Here is a 15,562-nt window from a genome sequence, read left to right on the forward strand (position 1 = left end):
CTATGAAACGTTATTTATTTATTCTTTCCTTATTTGTGTTCTTTACACAATGTAAACAAGAAACTAAAAAAACTACCGAAAAGAAACCTGTCAAAAGTACTGTAAAGTATGCCAAAGGGTTTGATATTATCTCTGAAAATGGAGTAAAAAAATTAGTAATCAAAAAAGCTTTTCAAAGCTCTCACGACCTATACTCTTATACGCTTACCGATAAAACCGATCTTTCTAAAAATGAAATTAAAGTTCCTATCGAAAAAATGGTGGTTACCAGTACTACACATATTCCGATGTTAGAACTTTTGAATGCTGAAAATACTATTGTTGGTTTTCCGCATACCAAATATGTTTCTTCAAAAAGGACAAGAAATAGAATTGACGAAGGTAACATTATTGAGTTAGGTTTGGAGCAAGACATGAATACCGAAAAGTTGATTGATATTGAGCCTGAGTTAGTCATTGGTTTTGCTTTGCATCCAAATACGAAACTGTACCAGAACATCAAAAAAACAGGAATTCCTGTCATTTTTAATGGAGATTGGCTAGAAGAAACTCCTTTAGGAAGAGCGGAATGGATTAAATTTTTTGGAGCTTTATACGGAAAAGAAAAGGAAGCAGACAGTATTTTCAACAACATAGAAGCGGAATATCTAAAAGCTAAAGAAATTGCTAAAAACAGCGATGAACAGCCTACTATCTTATCTGGAAGCATGTTTAAAGATGTTTGGAATGTTCCTGCGGGTGAAAGTTTTATTGCAACATTTTACAACGATGCGAACTTAAATTACTTATGGAAAGACACGAAAGGAACCGGTAGTTTACCACTAAGTTTTGAAAGTGTATTGGAAAAAGGACAACACGCTGATTTTTGGTTTAACTGTGGCTTGTATGCTAGCAAAGAACAACTAACTACTGCAAATATTCATTACAAAGAGTTTGATGCATTTTCTAATAACAAGATATTTTCTATTGGGCATAACAAAGGAGAAACAGGTGGTTTAATTTACTTTGAACTCTCTCCTGTACGCCCAGATTTGGTATTAAAAGATTTGATAAAAATTACACACCCTAATTTGTTACCAGAATACGAATTGACTTTTTATAAGGAAGTGGAGTAAATTTTTTAATTATGAATTATGATTTACGAATTTTGAACTGACTAAAAAGAATTAGTTTACATTTATTATTAATTATAGACTATAATAAAACTGTTAATAGTTAATATGAGTCATAAAAACGAGCTTTTAACATCTATAAAATGACATTACAAATACTAACGGAGGCTATTAAAGAGTATAGAAGAGAAGGAATTGAACTAATGGAACGACTGGGAAAGAAGTTTAGTTATGATATTTCTATTAAAGAGCAATATGAAGAACTTATTAGGAAAGGGAATTCAAAAGTTCCTAGAAAAGGACAACTTTCACAAAGGGTTAATTATGCTTTTCACGGTGGAGAATGTCATTTTCATAAAAAAAAGACTCAACAAAATATTGAGGTTATACTCACCAACCCTCCAAAATTTGGAAAAATTGATTCTTGGTTTTTAAAATCATTTTTAGATAGTACTAAAGAATATTCAGAATTGACTAAGAATATAGATTGGAAAGAATTGAAGTTAATGGTAAATGAGTTATATAAAACTGGTAAAATAGAAGAAATAAAATAAATGTAAATAAAGATAGGAAGCTCAAAAGATAATTGTTTTTTTTACCCTATCTCACAATCGTTCTAAACGTTAAGTTCACCCGTGGTCGGTGGACTTTTTTTGTAGGTGGTAATCGGTGTAACCAATGGGTTTGAGTTTCGTCTTTCATCACCAATAACGAACCATGCTCTAATACTTTGTACACCGTTTCTTTCGTCTGTTTGTGTTTAAAACCAAAACGTCTTTCTGCGCCAAAACTCAACGAAGCAATAGCTCCGTTCTTTTTTAAATCTTTTTCCCCATCACTATGCCACGCCATTCCTTCTGAACCATCGTGGTATAAATTCAATAAACAAGAGTTATAGGTTTCTCCAGTTTCTTTTTCAACTAATTCTTTTAACGCTAATAGTTCTTTCGTAAATGGTAAGGCTGTTTTGGTAATGTTTGAATAGGAATATTCAAAGGGTTGTTCGGCATACCAAGCTACTTTTCGTTTGGTTACCATGCGTTTTCCAAAAATAATAGCTTCGTCGTTACGCCATTCAATGGAATTTAATAAAGCCTCGTAATAATGGTCTGCTAATTCCTTAGATAAAACTATTCCATAGTAGTTTACTGTTCCGTCTTTTGGAAGTAAGTTTTTAGGAGCATCGTCAAGTTGTGAGAATAAGTCCATCGTTGTAAAAATACGACTAAATAATAAACGACATAGCGAGGAGATTATTGAGTTTTTCGACTTCGCTCAAGATGAACTAAAAGATCGAAATAAGCGACGTGGCTATCTTATCATTTAGAAAAAGATTCCTTCATCCCGTTCCGAAGTTTCGGAAACGGGATTCGGAATGACGATGTCTTAATTTCTAAACTTATTTCGTGTGATAATATGTTTGAGTTTCTGTTTTAAGTCGGTTCCTGTATCGTATACCATTTGTTCATTAGAAGGAAACGCTACCGAAGTTTCATCTAGTAAATCTATAAACGATTTATCCAAAGCTCTCCTGTCTCCATCATAATCGGCATAAATATGTTCAAAAATAAACTCACTTTGTATAGGAAAACGATGTAATAACTGATTTGTTCTATTGTCAATATATTTTACAACACCTGTAACTTTACTACTCTTAAATTGTGTAAACTTATAAAAGTTACAACGTATTCTTTTAAACTTATCTACTTTTATTTTGTTTCCTAAACTGTCTTTTACATAGTTTCCGTTATTATCTCTTAAATACTTAAAACCATCTTTTATACGTCGTTCTTTAATAACTTCTTTTTCGTGTACTTGTTCAGGAGAAATTAAAATATCTGTAAAATCTAACTCTAAATCAAAATCATAACGAATATTTCTATCCTTTTTAGCGTGATATTGTGTCCATAAATCATTCAACCCATAGGTATCAATTGCTAATAAATCTCTTTCTAATCTTCTAGGAATTATTTGATCTGTTCTATTTCTAACAGAAACATGTACATAATCAATTCCTTTAGCATGAGCCTCTTCTATTAAACTTCTTGTATCTCTATAATTAGGACTAATATTGTCCAAGTGTCTTAATTCATCAAAAGCTCTTCTATAGTTAATTTTATTTCTATATCCTTCATTTAGCAAGGCTACACCATTTTCGTACAAGTAACCAGCATAGTTTTCTTTTGCCGCAAGAATTTCATCAGTATAATTAACAAGTTTAAACTTGGCATTTCTACCAGAAGATAAAATTCGTAATGGCAATAATGGTTTTATTCGCTCTTGTCTGTTGTTAAGACGTTGATACAATGTATAAATTGTTTCAAAGTTTTCAGGGTTTTGCTCTTTTTCTAAAAAAGAAATTCTATCTAAATCTCTATCTGTTGCTTTTCTAAAAGCTTCCTGAAGCATTAGCACATGAGGTTGATTCTTTTCTTTGGTTTTATTCTTAGCTAATTTTTCAATAGATAATGAAATTGCCTTCTCATAGTTACCAGAATTAAGTGCCTTTTCAGTAGTTTTTACACTACTACAAGATGCTAGTACTAGTACTGATAAAACAAGTAGTAAAGTAGTTTTTCTCATAAAGTTTAAGTTTCGCAAGAAAATTCAATTATTGTGCCAAAACTAAGTATTCTTTTTAACTTAAACTTTATGATTTTATACTATTTATTCAAGTAGCTTCGCCATAGCTATTTGAATAACTTTAAGATGCTTTTCTTTATTTGATGGCTTGTTAGTTTTTTGCATTTGAGCCATTTGACGTAACAAGTTAACTCCTACCTGATCAAAGTTATATTGTTTGTATTGAAGTCCTTTAGCTACAATATCGTCTGATAGATTTTGAATTGCCTCTGTATTATTACTTTTTCCAATCTTATCAAATGCTTTTTTATACAATGATTGAATTTTCTTGTTCGGACTTAAAAACATTCCAGACATTACATTACTTGCAATGAAACTTAACTCATCATCATCATTTTCTTCTAAATAAATACGCGTTAATGGTGTTGCAATAATCTTTTTTACTGCTAAAGGCAATGTTTTTGATTTTTGAATGGCTAACTGCTTATCGATATAATACATTCCTACCAACGACTTTCCTAATACAGAATATGATTTACTTTCTAACCCTTTTTCAAACACCGGTTTTAATGCTGGATCTGTTAACTTTCCTAACGTTTCAATTGCCGCTGCTTGTACCAACGTTTTTGGATCGTTTTGAGCTATTTTCATAATTTGATCAATTACATTCTTTTTTGAATATTTATTGATTAAATTAATGTTCTCCAAGGCTAAAATCCTAATCTTATAAAAATCGTTATTCAGAGCGTCTGCAACGGCATTAAACGCTTTTTTATCATCTTGATGTTTTGCTACTTCTAACAAAGCTTCTCTTTTATGCACGTAGTTTTGAGCATATTTTAATTGATGTATATAATCACTCAGTACTTTATTCTCATTAATATCGCACAACAATACCCCGTTTGCATTTACCTGAATTAAATCTGGATGGTTTGTAAAAGGAAATGTAAATGACGCATCTCTTCCTTCAACAAATACGTTATGTCTTGTTCTTTTACTTCCTTCGAAAACATCAATAGCAAACGGAAATTTAAATTCATTCATTTGAGATTGAATAATATTTACGGTTACTGTTTTTCTTAGTTTATTAAAGTCATAAGAAATAGATAACTTTGGATGTCCGCTGTTAAAATACCACTGATTGAAAAACCAGTTTAAATCTTTACCACTTACTTTTTCAAAAGCTAAACGTAATTGGTGTGCTTCTCCTGTTCCGTACTTATTATCTGTTAAATACGTATTTAATCCTTCGTAAAAAGCTTCATCTCCTAAATAGTTACGTAACATATGTAAAATAGCGCCTCCTTTGTTATAACTAACCGCATCAAACATATCTTCTTTATCATCGTAATAAAAACGAACTAAATGTTTATCAAAATTTTGTCCGCTTTTATAACCTTCAATATCTTCAAACAAGTGTGCATCTGCCTCATCTTTTCCATATTTATGCTCTAACCATAAATACTCGCTATAATTAGCAAAACTCTCGTTTACAGTTAAGTTACTCCAACTTTCGGTAGTTACTAAATCACCAAACCAATGATGAAAAACTTCGTGTGCAATGGTGTTTTCTTGTACGTTTTCATCAATTAATTGTCCTGGTGTTTGATACGCTCTTTCCCCATGAATTACTGCTGTGGTATTCTCCATTGCACCACTTACATAATCACGTCCAACAATTTGTGCATATTTATTCCATGGATATTCAATTCCTGTAATTTTTGAAAAGAATGCTAACATTTCAGGAGTATTCCCAAAAATATCTTTTGCATACGGAGCATATTCCTTCTCTACATAATAATCTACAGGAATATCTTTATATTTATCTTTAATAATCTCATATTCTCCTACTCCCATAAAAAACAGATATGGTGCATGTTTTTGAGTAAAATTCCAATAATCGGTACGAGTTCCATTAGCATTGGTAGTTTGCTTCTCTAATTTCCCGTTAGAAAGCGTTACATACTTTTGCGGAACAGTCATATAAATTTCCTGTGATGTCTTTTGGTTTGGAGCATCAATTGTTGGAAACCAACAACTACTTGCTTCGGTTTCACCTTGCGTCCAAATTTGAGTTGGTTTGTTTTTATCAAAACCTGTTGGATTGATAAAGTACAACCCTTTTGCAGATGTAATAGCTGCACTTCCTTTTTGTTTTACCCTTTCTGGTCGCGCCGTATATTTAATATATAATGTAAACTCTTCGTTTCGCTTATAGGTACGAGGTAAGTTGATAATTAACTCATAGTCGTCATAATTATACTCTAGTGGTTGATTATTCATTGTTACTTTATGAATAATCATTGCTTTAGCATCTAAGGTAACCTTATCCGTTTCATAAAAATGAGGTGTTAAGGTTACCCATTCTTCCCCATTCATTTCTTTTTCTTGAAAGTTAAAATCTACTTTTAACTTCGTATGAACTAAATTATGAACTTTATCTCTTTCAGCTCTATATACTTTATTTGATTGGGAAAATAAGCTTGCTGTAAAGAAAACAGCGATAAAAACAAGGAGTTTGTTAAATTTCATATGTTTTTGTTTAGAGTTCAAAAATATGAAATTCTATTGGGAGGCTTGTTAATGAGCCGTTAAAAAGAAAAAGCCACCAGATGATCTGATGGCTCTTATATACTTAATATAAATCTTTATTTATATAATATTTATTTAAGGTTTTATTATCATAGCCATATAAGTCTTTTCCTAAACCTATATAAAAGACTCCATCTTTAATATGTATAGAATTATCAAAGCCTTTAATTAGCATGGGGGTTTTTTCTTTCCAATTATTTTCTATAAAATCATATTCATATATTCTATGTTCTTTACCTCCATCTGTTAAACCTCCTATATAATAAAGTTTATCATTATAGTACTTTAAAGCTACATTTTGATATGTACCAAAATGATTCCTTGGTCTTCCTATATAATTAAATTGTTTTGTTATGATATCAAAATAGAATACTTGTCCTTGCCAAGGATTAACAAAAATTTTATTGTCTCCGTAAGTTACTGTTTCATAATTGTAAGTGTTAAATTTTTCTCTATAAATTTTTTCTTTTGTTTTTACATTATATTCATATAACTTACTATAATCCATACCGTAAAGTATATCTCCTATTAAGATTCCTTTATTAACAAGTATGTCATTTTTTTGACTAGTCCAACTTTTATTTATTATATCATATTTATAAATATATTCATTAAGAGGTAATATTAATTCAGCATCTGTAACTGTCAACACCCTTTCTTCTCCCATAAAAGTTGAAAAAGGAGGTGGATTGTTATCAATCATATCCCATTTTTCAGAACTGTGATTAAATTTAAAGACTCCTAAATAATTAATAAAATACCAATCTTTAAAATTTGATCCAGAAATACAAGTTCCTAAAAGGTTAATATTATCAAGCGTATTATTGATCAGGTTATGCGGCTCAACTCCTTTTAAGGTTGCTATATCAAATTTTTGATCTCCTACAGATCCTGTAATTTTTATATCACCTTCTAGTTTTCTGTAATAAGGAAATTTAAACTCAGATTTTGTAGGGCTACTCGATATATTTTCACAATTTTCTCCATTTGCTTTAATGGACAATCTTTCAATATTATCTCCATATACGATATAATTATCTTTTCTTGTAGCTTCATTTTTACTAACTGAATGTACTTCTGATTTCTCTATTTCATATTCTACTTCATTTGACTTTTGTCCACCAACCTCTACGTATAATCTATGTGTACCAGGAGTTGTATTAATTCCTAATCTAAATTTAATTTCGGTATTCTTTACTGTATATGAAGAATTATTAGGGTTTGTAACTAGCTCTCCATCTATATAAATTTTATTAATTCTGCCATATCCGAAGTCGTTTCCTTTAATAGTAACGTTATCTGCGTACATGTAAACTTTTTTATCTAATGAGTTAATTTGAGGTGGATAAATTTGTATCATAGAAGAGTCATATCCAAATTGATTTTCTAGTTCCACTTTTAATTTACCCTCTTCTTCCATAACAAAACTTGGGTAATATGTATTTAAATGTAACCACTCGTTTAAGGATATCTTTATAGCACCATCATCATCTATTTGATAGTTATTTCCATACTTTACAGGGGTATTTCCTATTTTTAAATTATTTCTATCAATAAAAGCATCTGTTTTAATAACAACTTCATCTGTAAAGTGATATTTTGGTTTGCCAAACTCTAAAATTTTTGGAGCTCTCATTTTTACTGTAGCTACATCTACAAAACCATTAATCTCAATTTTTAACTCTGGATTGGAGGTATAAAAATATCTGTTTACTAATATTTTGATTTCTTCTTTATTGTAACTTAATAAAGTTTGATTTGATCCTCCTATAGTTACTCTTGGAATTTCATTTCCTTGTTTAAAATAATTTCCTTTAATCGTAACTATATCAAAAAAACCTATTGTTTCAGGGATAGTAGAAATAATATATGGACTAGTAGTTTGATAAAAACTTTTCTTCTCTGTAATTCTATCTAAAACTTTTAACTTTAAATCTACTTTCCCTTTTGATAAACCCTTTGGTACTATAACCAATAAAGTATCTTTATAATCAGTATACTTAATTTCTGTTTTAATATTATCTAACCATAACTCTGATATAGAATGGTGTAAATTTTTACCATAAAGTTTTAATACTTCTCCTACATACCTTTCTTTAGACTCAATAGAATCTAATATAGGGGCGTTTATTGTATATATGTCTTTTATGTTTTTGGTTATTGCACAAGTTCTTACTCCTAAACTTAGGTTAGAAGTTTTTAAATATGGAGGGATAACAACTTTCATTATGGAGTCTGAGACTGAAAAAGGTCTATATCCTCCTCCATTGATATAAATTAGATTACGAAATTCAGAATCACAAAAATTTTTACCTTTTACTGTTAAAGTATCGTAAATAAAACCATTCTTAGGATAGATACTATCAATAACTATAGGTGTTGTAAAATTGCTTATAAATTCTAATGTATCACTAGTAATAATCTTATCTTTAAACTTTACAAAAGAAAAGGTTTTATAAATTGAGTCTTTTAATAACTTCTCTGTTATAGACGCATCAAAAAAACTTGACTGTAATCCTGTGTATTCTTTCTCATAGAATTCTTTTTTAGATTTTCTAAACCATTTTATTCCATAAGAAACAATGTTATCATAGCTAGTATTGTGAAACTCTAGTTCTGTCTTTGTACTTACTCCATTTATTGTATTATCGACAATATTGTAAGAACTAATTTTTACCTCATCAACTAAAGACTCTTCATTTTCTTCAGTGTCACACGATAATATACAAAACGTAATTAATGGCACTAAAAATAACTTTAAAGTAATATTTTTCATATAATTTTTTTGAAAATTTGCCAAATATATAAAAAAGCCACCAGGTAATCTGGTGGCTTTTTATATTCTTACTATTAATTTTTATTCTGTTTCTAATGATTTATCATCGAAAATCATTTTAAATTGCTTTAAATCTAAATTCCCTGCATCCATCTTAGCTTTTTGCATCATTTCCATAATCTTTCCAACATTCATGTTTTCTCCTAAAATTCGTGCAACTCCCACTCCCATTTCTTTTCCGTAACCAAAAGCTACGATTTCGTCAATAGCATCAGCATCTCCTGTGTAGTAAATTGCTGCATTCGCTCCATCTTTTTTGAATTTCATTAATTCTTTATAACTAGATTTTTTAAAGATAGCTTTCAGCTTTTCTTTTTCCGCCTCATAACTAGCTTCATCTAATTTCTTATAAGGAACTCCTGTAATATTTATTTTCTTTATGCTTTCATACGCTTCTTTATCTTGTTCAGATGCCTTATCCATACTTAACTGTAATACACTAGCGGGTACATCAAACGTAATAAAGCCTTCCTTTTCTTGGCTTTCTACCAAATAGCTTTGTAAAGATTCTGTTTTACAAGAAACTGTTACAAACGCTACTAGTAACATTGAGTATATAAATAGTTTTTTCATTGTTGTTAGTTTTTGATTAAAAGCAGCGTTAATTTGTTAACGCTGCCTTATTTGTTTTTATTTGTTCTTCTTTCCGTCTTTAGAAAACGTCTCTGCTAATTTTGACATTTTGTTGATGTCGATATTACCAGTTAACGAAACTATTACAGATTCTGGTGAGTTACCATTAGAGTTTTTGTCTTTTACAAACATTAACACTTCACTTACAAAGTCTTTATTTTTTGTAGACTTTACATAGATTTTAACACGAGAATCTTTGTCTTTTACACGCATTAACTCTATTAAATTACTTTTTTTAATGGCAGACTTTACCATGCTTTCCATTTCTGCAGACACTTTTGCGCTTTCAGTTGAAAATACTTTTAATTCTTGTAAGTCTTGAATCATTTTAAAAACCTCCATTGCTTCATTATCTTCTGACTCTACTTTGAATTTAGATAAAATCTCAAAAGCATCTTTATTTACTACTACTGATGATACCTCATCTAGGTCTTCTAATTTATCGAACATTGATTGCCCGAAACTAACATTAGCTATAAATACGAATGCGAATAATAATATTACTTTTTTCATGATTTTCTTGGTTTATAAGTACTTGGTTTTACTTTCTTAATTAATTTACTGTGTTTATTACTTTGTTTACTGTTTCTTCATAGGCTCCTAATTGTTCAATAGCATCATTTCCTTTTTTTAGGTTGTTTGAAACTGCATATAATGCATCGTTTCCTTTGTTTAAATTGACTGAAACTAGTTGCAACGCTTCTTTAATTTGTGCAAACTGTTTACGTTGTTGATACTTTTTGTACTCTTCATTACCCATGAATACACTAAATAGTAAGACTACTGACGCTGCTACTGATAACCATTTCCAGTTCTTCTTAGTTTTCTCAGGTTTTAACTGAATGGTTTTCGTAAAGGTTTCGTCTTTACTTTGTTTAAAATAGCCAAACATCATACTATATTCTTGCAAATGCGGTGCCACGTTGTTTGAGGTAAAATACTCTTGTAACGTTTGCTCTTCTTGCAATGTTGTTTCTGCGTCTAGGTATTTATCTAATAACTTCTCTATGTTAGCTAACTCCATAGTTGTGTTGTTTTATTAATTCTTGTCTTATTGCTTTTCTAGCTCTTGATAATGCTACTCTTACAGCTGTCGGTTTCATATCAACCATTTTACATATTTCATCAAAATCATATTGTTCAATATCTCTTAATTGTATGATTATTTTTTGCTGCTCTGGTAACTTCTCTATAAGCTCATGTACTCGGTTTACACTGTCGTTATGTTCTACTCTCTTTTCTAAAGGAGTGTCTTTCTCTTTATAATTACTATGAACCAATGTTAAATTACTAGCTTGTTTAGACTTTAATCTGTCATAACAGTAATTCTTCGTCATGGTCATAGCAAATGCCTCTACATTTTTATAATTAGAGAGCTTCTCTCTATTTCTCCACAATTTAAAGTACAGCTCTTGTGTAGCGTCCTCAGCTTCTTCAGTAGAAACCAATAATCTTTTCGCTAAACGAAAGACTTTGTCTTTAAATGGTAATACAACTTTTAAAAAGTCCGATTGGTTCATGGTTTGGTTAATTAGTTTTGTAAGCCTATTAAAACAATTGCGTCTTATTTAACAGGTTTACATATCTACGACGACGCAGTTTCAAGTTTGTTACATCAATAATAAAAAAAATAATATTATTCAGTAAATTGCGTTGTTGTTACAACTAATATACTCTTATGAAATTATTAAAAGCATCCCTAATCATCTTTTTTTCAATACTACTTGTTTCATGTAGTGAAAAAGACGATGCACCCAAAAATATTGAAGTCCAAAATTTCGTTTGGAAAGGTTTAAACGCTTACTACTTATGGCAAGACTTAGTCCCTGACTTAGCTGACAGACGTTTTAATAACGATAATGAACTGTATAGTTATTTATCAGGATATGACGATCCTACTAATTTATTTTACAGTTTATTGTACATGCCTAATGAATACCCTAAAGATCCTAACAGAACCTATTCATGGATTGTAGACGATTATATTGCATTAGAAGAATCTTTTGCGGGAATACGTCTTACAAGTGGGATGAAATTAGAAGGAGCTGACTATGCTGATGGTTCAGGAGGCTATTATATATATGTATACGATGTTGTTACTGGTTCTAATGCCGATGCACAAGGAGTTACTCGTGGTATGATTATTACTGAGATTAACGGAACAACTATAACCAGAAGCAACGTAAATGACTTATTAGATAATGATACATTCACTATTCATTTAGCTGATTATAACGGAGGAAATCCTGTTAGTAACGGAACAACTATTACAGTTACCAAATCTCAAGTAACAGAAAACCCTGTAAAAGTTACCAATGTAATTACTAGTGGTAGCCATACCATTGGGTATTTAATGTACAATCAATTCTCTAGAAACTTTGATGGAGAGTTAAATGCTGAATTTGCTAAGTTTCAATCAGCAGGTCTTACCGACTTAATCATCGATTTACGTTATAACGGTGGTGGTTCTGTACAAACAGCTACTTATTTAGGAAGTATGATTACCGGACAGTTTAACAATGAGTTATTTGCGAAACAAGTATGGAATCATAAAGTAATGGAGGTAACAAACCCAGATTTATTAATCAATAACTTTACGAATCAGATTTTAAATAAAGACCAACAAGGAAATGTAGTATTGGATGAAGCTATTAATAGCTTAAACCTAAATACTATTTACTTTATAGTTTCTGATGATTCTGCCTCTGCATCCGAATTAGTTATCAATGCACTAAAGCCTTATATTGATGTAAAGTTAGTAGGAACTCAAACTTACGGAAAGCATGTTGGTTCTATTACCTTATACGATTCTGACGATTATACTCGTAATGGCGATAACTTAAAGAGTCATACGTGGGCAATGCAACCTATTGTATTAGAAATTCAAAATAAAGATGGTGAAAATGCTCCTGAAGGGTTTATTCCTGAGGTTATCATTGATGAAGATCCAGGTAACTTAGGTATTTTAGGAGACCCTAACGAACCTTTATTACAAAGAACCATTCAATACATTACTACAGGAGCAAAAGGAGTACCTACCATGAAAAAAGGAGTTCAATTTTCTCCATCATGGAATTCAAATATGATGCGCCCTGATTATAACAATATGTATGTGGAGTTAAAATAATATAATTATACTATATATATAAAATCCAGCTTGCTTAGCTGGATTTTATTTTTTAGAAAAAAGAATTAAACGTCATTTCGACCAAAAGAGAAATTTCTTGAATACTAGTAAATTTCACCTCATACCTCGTTCGGAATGACTAAATCATCTTTCTTTATTACAACAAGCTCTATATCACTCCACTCTTTTAAGCGAACTACTCAATCATCTTAAATACACTTACTAGTGTCTATATTTAAAGGATAATATTATATTTATAAAAAAATTATAGCAAAACTATGATGTACATTAAGCGTAAATGGTTTATACTGTGTATTTATAACTTCTACATTGGAATCTTGCTTTACCCCTCTTTAGCATATAATAATGTTTTTAAGGTAAATAAAGACTCTGTTGTGCTTCATACTTTTCCTCTTATGATTATGGGAATGATTAGTTTCGGTTACATCTTTGAATATTTTAGAAAGGAAAAGTATGAAATCAAAAGATCACAATTTGTAAACATACTGATAATGATTATTAAGACATTCATCATTATATCTATGATTATTACTCCTTTTTTAATGTATGATTTTTTAATCTGGAGTATCGTTTTTTGTTTATTGGGTATTGGTAGTGTTATCTATTTATTTTACTATTTCAGAACTGATAGAGATTTTTTATAGATAACATTTTTATTGATTAAACTTAACCAGAATCATTCTCTTTTAGCTAAGAGTTTAATTCAATTATAATCTTTTTTATGTTACTACAATCTTACTTTATTACAACAAACTCATTTGTTGGTTATTCTCTTCATTAGGAATCTTTAAGTCAACTCCTAATTCCTTGTTTAGCTTTTTTATAAAGTAGGCTGCCAACAATGGTGATTCTACTTCTAAGTTTTGATGGATAAAAAAGTGAATATTCTCTAATCCTAAATCATTCCATTCTTTTAAACGAACTACCCAATCATCCAAACGTGTATAATCCGACGGGTGATTTGCGCCAACATAACGAACAAAAGCTTCGTTATTCGTTAAGCGCATATGCATCATATCTCTTCTACCTGCTGTATCAACTAACACATTAGCTATGTTATATTCTTCAAACAGCTTTGTAAACTCTTCAAACACCATTATATCTTCAAACCAATCCGGATGGCGTACCTCTATAGCTAATGGTATACCTTTAGGCCAGCTCACTACAAAGTTTTGTAATCTATCAAAGTTTTTATTTCCAAAATTAGCATGTAACTGTAAAAAGATGGTACCTAACTTCTCTTGCAAATGTGAAGCATTGTCTAAATACACATTTACCGCATCTTGTACACCCTGTAAACGCTTCCAGTGGCTTATCTCCTGCCCTAGTTTGGGAAAGAATTTAAAGTTTTTAGGAGTTTTAGCTTTCCACTTTTCAAACTGTTCTGCTGGAAACTGTCTATAAAAAGTAGCATTGAGCTCTATTGAATTAAACTGTTTCGAATAATACTCCAATTCATCTTTAGTTCCTCTCGGATAAAATCCTTTCAAATCTGCTTTATTCCATTTTGCACAGCCCACATACACATTAGGTTTACCACTCTTTTCATAAGAGTTTAATAGCTCTATTGTTTTAGGGTGTGTTTCAGGTAATGTAAAATCTATTAACTCTGGTTGTGCTACTTTTCCAAACTTCATACTTCACTATTTTCTATTCCTTCCTCTATTTCTTGATTATCTACCATCTCTGGTCTAAACTCTGTCATTCTATCATCATTCAGCTTTTTCGCATACTTATAGCCCGATTTCCACCATTTCTTCATTTTCTCTTTATCAAAAACTAACGAATTGGTTGTTAATACCGTTGGCGTATAGTATAAATTCAGCTTTACATTATGTTGTTTTGCAGAAAGCTTTCCTATGGTAATATTATGTCGCTCAACATTCTCCAACATAAAATCAAAGGTATCCATCATCAGCGAAAAAGGGTTCTTAGCAGGCAATCTGTTCATTTGTGTTACTTCTGTTGCTAAAATAATGGCATCCACCTCCGTTGCTCCTCTTGCTATGGCTTCTCGTATAGGTATTAAACTTCCAAAACCACCGTCAGCATACTGACAATGATCTTTTTCTAGTAAACTCATAAAAGGTACATAATTGCACGAACCCCAAATCCAATCGCAAAAATCTTCATATTCACATTCTAAGATAGATTTGTACTCAATTTGATTCGCTGTTAAATTGGATACTGTTACTACAACCTCTTTATTCAGTCTTCTAATTTCGTCGTACATTTCTTTAGTAACACTTTTACTTATAAGCTTTCGTAAGTTTTTACTCTCACCAAAAGTTTTACGACCATTTAAAAAGTTCCAAATCGTGTTTCTATGTCGTATAGAAACCACCTTTTCTCCATGTACCGATTTTACTCTGAATGGGCTGTTACTAAAAATAGCTTTTTGATCTACCGATGTATATATTTCTTTTAATTCATCAATCATACCCAAAGCCAAATGCGAAACCATCAAACTACCTGTTGATGTTCCTAAAAGCATGTCGTAATCTTTATTTTTATTTTTCATCAGGTATTGTGCAACACCGCCTGCAAAGGCTCCTTTACTTCCTCCTCCTGAAATTACTAAGGCTTTTTTCATTGATTTAAGTTTGGTTTTCCTATTTTTAGTTCTGTAAAAATATCAAAAATATGGAACCAACATAG

The 15,562-nt window shown here is 30.7% G+C and carries 13 protein-coding genes; 3 read left to right on the forward strand and 10 right to left on the reverse strand.

The genetic code is table 11. The annotated features are described in order from the left end of the window. Window positions 1-2: 2 nt before the first annotated feature. Both AC3VJB_RS04835 and AC3VJB_RS04840 read left to right on the forward strand, forming a co-directional pair. A complete protein-coding gene (locus AC3VJB_RS04835) occupies window positions 3-1,115 on the forward strand; it encodes an ABC transporter substrate-binding protein (RefSeq protein ID WP_497666825.1) in 1,113 nt (370 codons plus the stop codon). 140 nt (window positions 1,116-1,255) lie between these two features. Continuing rightward, on the forward strand, window positions 1,256-1,666 hold the full coding sequence (locus AC3VJB_RS04840; RefSeq protein ID WP_497666826.1) for a DUF6896 domain-containing protein: 411 nt from the start codon (window positions 1,256-1,258) through the stop codon (window positions 1,664-1,666). A gap of 46 nt (window positions 1,667-1,712) precedes the next feature. Here AC3VJB_RS04840 and AC3VJB_RS04845 read toward each other — a convergent pair whose 3' ends face one another. From AC3VJB_RS04845 to AC3VJB_RS04880, 8 genes are all read right to left on the reverse strand, one after another. Continuing rightward, entirely contained in the window at window positions 1,713-2,321 is a 609-nt protein-coding gene (locus AC3VJB_RS04845) for an alpha-ketoglutarate-dependent dioxygenase AlkB family protein (protein ID WP_497666827.1), read from the reverse strand. Window positions 2,322-2,498: 177 nt separating this feature from the next. After that, on the reverse strand, window positions 2,499-3,695 hold the full coding sequence (locus AC3VJB_RS04850) for a hypothetical protein (protein WP_497666828.1): 1,197 nt from the start codon (window positions 3,693-3,695) through the stop codon (window positions 2,499-2,501). Window positions 3,696-3,779: 84 nt separating this feature from the next. After that, window positions 3,780-6,227 carry a M1 family aminopeptidase gene (locus AC3VJB_RS04855; protein WP_497666829.1) on the reverse strand — a complete coding sequence of 816 codons (2,448 nt, stop codon included), beginning with the start codon at window positions 6,225-6,227 and terminating at the stop codon, window positions 3,780-3,782. A gap of 103 nt (window positions 6,228-6,330) precedes the next feature. Continuing rightward, the gene (locus AC3VJB_RS04860) at window positions 6,331-9,063 is read right to left on the reverse strand and encodes an IPT/TIG domain-containing protein (RefSeq protein WP_073183884.1); all 2,733 of its coding nucleotides are present in this window, start codon (window positions 9,061-9,063) and stop codon (window positions 6,331-6,333) included. Between the two features lie 81 nt (window positions 9,064-9,144). Then, window positions 9,145-9,696 (reverse strand): GFO_1091 family lipoprotein, encoded by a 552-nt coding sequence (locus AC3VJB_RS04865; protein ID WP_253056518.1) that lies wholly within the window; start codon window positions 9,694-9,696, stop codon window positions 9,145-9,147. A gap of 57 nt (window positions 9,697-9,753) precedes the next feature. Further along, entirely contained in the window at window positions 9,754-10,269 is a 516-nt protein-coding gene (locus tag AC3VJB_RS04870) for a GFO_1090 family protein (RefSeq protein WP_047788704.1), read from the reverse strand. A gap of 40 nt (window positions 10,270-10,309) precedes the next feature. Next, complete coding sequence (locus AC3VJB_RS04875; protein ID WP_047788703.1) at window positions 10,310-10,780, reverse strand: PG0215 family putative anti-sigma factor; 471 nt, start codon at window positions 10,778-10,780, stop codon at window positions 10,310-10,312. Beyond that, window positions 10,767-11,276, reverse strand: a complete 510-nt coding sequence (locus tag AC3VJB_RS04880; RefSeq protein WP_047788702.1) for a GFO_1088 family ECF-type sigma factor — start codon at window positions 11,274-11,276, stop codon at window positions 10,767-10,769. The genes AC3VJB_RS04875 and AC3VJB_RS04880 overlap by 14 nt, the downstream gene beginning before the upstream one ends. A 158-nt stretch (window positions 11,277-11,434) precedes the next feature. On the opposite strand from AC3VJB_RS04880, the gene AC3VJB_RS04885 reads away from it, so the two are divergent. Beyond that, window positions 11,435-12,883: a GFO_1087 family putative carboxy terminal peptidase gene (locus AC3VJB_RS04885; protein ID WP_389863561.1), complete on the forward strand. Its 1,449-nt coding sequence runs from the start codon at window positions 11,435-11,437 to the stop codon at window positions 12,881-12,883. Between the two features lie 764 nt (window positions 12,884-13,647). Here the strand turns inward: AC3VJB_RS04885 and AC3VJB_RS04890 are convergent. Then, window positions 13,648-14,541, reverse strand: a complete 894-nt coding sequence (locus AC3VJB_RS04890; protein WP_464838126.1) for a DUF72 domain-containing protein — start codon at window positions 14,539-14,541, stop codon at window positions 13,648-13,650. Beyond that, entirely contained in the window at window positions 14,538-15,497 is a 960-nt protein-coding gene (locus AC3VJB_RS04895) for a patatin-like phospholipase family protein (protein WP_125344893.1), read from the reverse strand. The genes AC3VJB_RS04890 and AC3VJB_RS04895 overlap by 4 nt, the downstream gene beginning before the upstream one ends. Between the last annotated feature and the right edge of the window lie 65 nt (window positions 15,498-15,562).

The sequence above is a fragment of the Tenacibaculum sp. TB-53 genome (genome assembly GCF_059716285.2).

Excerpts from the sequence above, each read along its gene's own strand:
- AC3VJB_RS04860 (WP_073183884.1), bottom strand. The coding sequence starts at position 9,063 with ATGAAAAATATTACTTTAAAGTTATTTTTAGTGCCATTAATTACGTTT.
- AC3VJB_RS04855 (WP_497666829.1), bottom strand. The coding sequence starts at position 6,227 with ATGAAATTTAACAAACTCCTTGTTTTTATCGCTGTTTTCTTTACAGCA.
- AC3VJB_RS04845 (WP_497666827.1), bottom strand. The coding sequence starts at position 2,321 with ATGGACTTATTCTCACAACTTGACGATGCTCCTAAAAACTTACTTCCA.
- AC3VJB_RS04835 (WP_497666825.1), top strand. The coding sequence starts at position 3 with ATGAAACGTTATTTATTTATTCTTTCCTTATTTGTGTTCTTTACACAA.
- AC3VJB_RS04890 (WP_464838126.1), bottom strand. The coding sequence starts at position 14,541 with ATGAAGTTTGGAAAAGTAGCACAACCAGAGTTAATAGATTTTACATTA.
- AC3VJB_RS04850 (WP_497666828.1), bottom strand. The coding sequence starts at position 3,695 with ATGAGAAAAACTACTTTACTACTTGTTTTATCAGTACTAGTACTAGCA.
- AC3VJB_RS04880 (WP_047788702.1), bottom strand. The coding sequence starts at position 11,276 with ATGAACCAATCGGACTTTTTAAAAGTTGTATTACCATTTAAAGACAAA.
- AC3VJB_RS04870 (WP_047788704.1), bottom strand. The coding sequence starts at position 10,269 with ATGAAAAAAGTAATATTATTATTCGCATTCGTATTTATAGCTAATGTT.
- AC3VJB_RS04865 (WP_253056518.1), bottom strand. The coding sequence starts at position 9,696 with ATGAAAAAACTATTTATATACTCAATGTTACTAGTAGCGTTTGTAACA.
- AC3VJB_RS04895 (WP_125344893.1), bottom strand. The coding sequence starts at position 15,497 with ATGAAAAAAGCCTTAGTAATTTCAGGAGGAGGAAGTAAAGGAGCCTTT.
- AC3VJB_RS04885 (WP_389863561.1), top strand. The coding sequence starts at position 11,435 with ATGAAATTATTAAAAGCATCCCTAATCATCTTTTTTTCAATACTACTT.
- AC3VJB_RS04875 (WP_047788703.1), bottom strand. The coding sequence starts at position 10,780 with ATGGAGTTAGCTAACATAGAGAAGTTATTAGATAAATACCTAGACGCA.
- AC3VJB_RS04840 (WP_497666826.1), top strand. The coding sequence starts at position 1,256 with ATGACATTACAAATACTAACGGAGGCTATTAAAGAGTATAGAAGAGAA.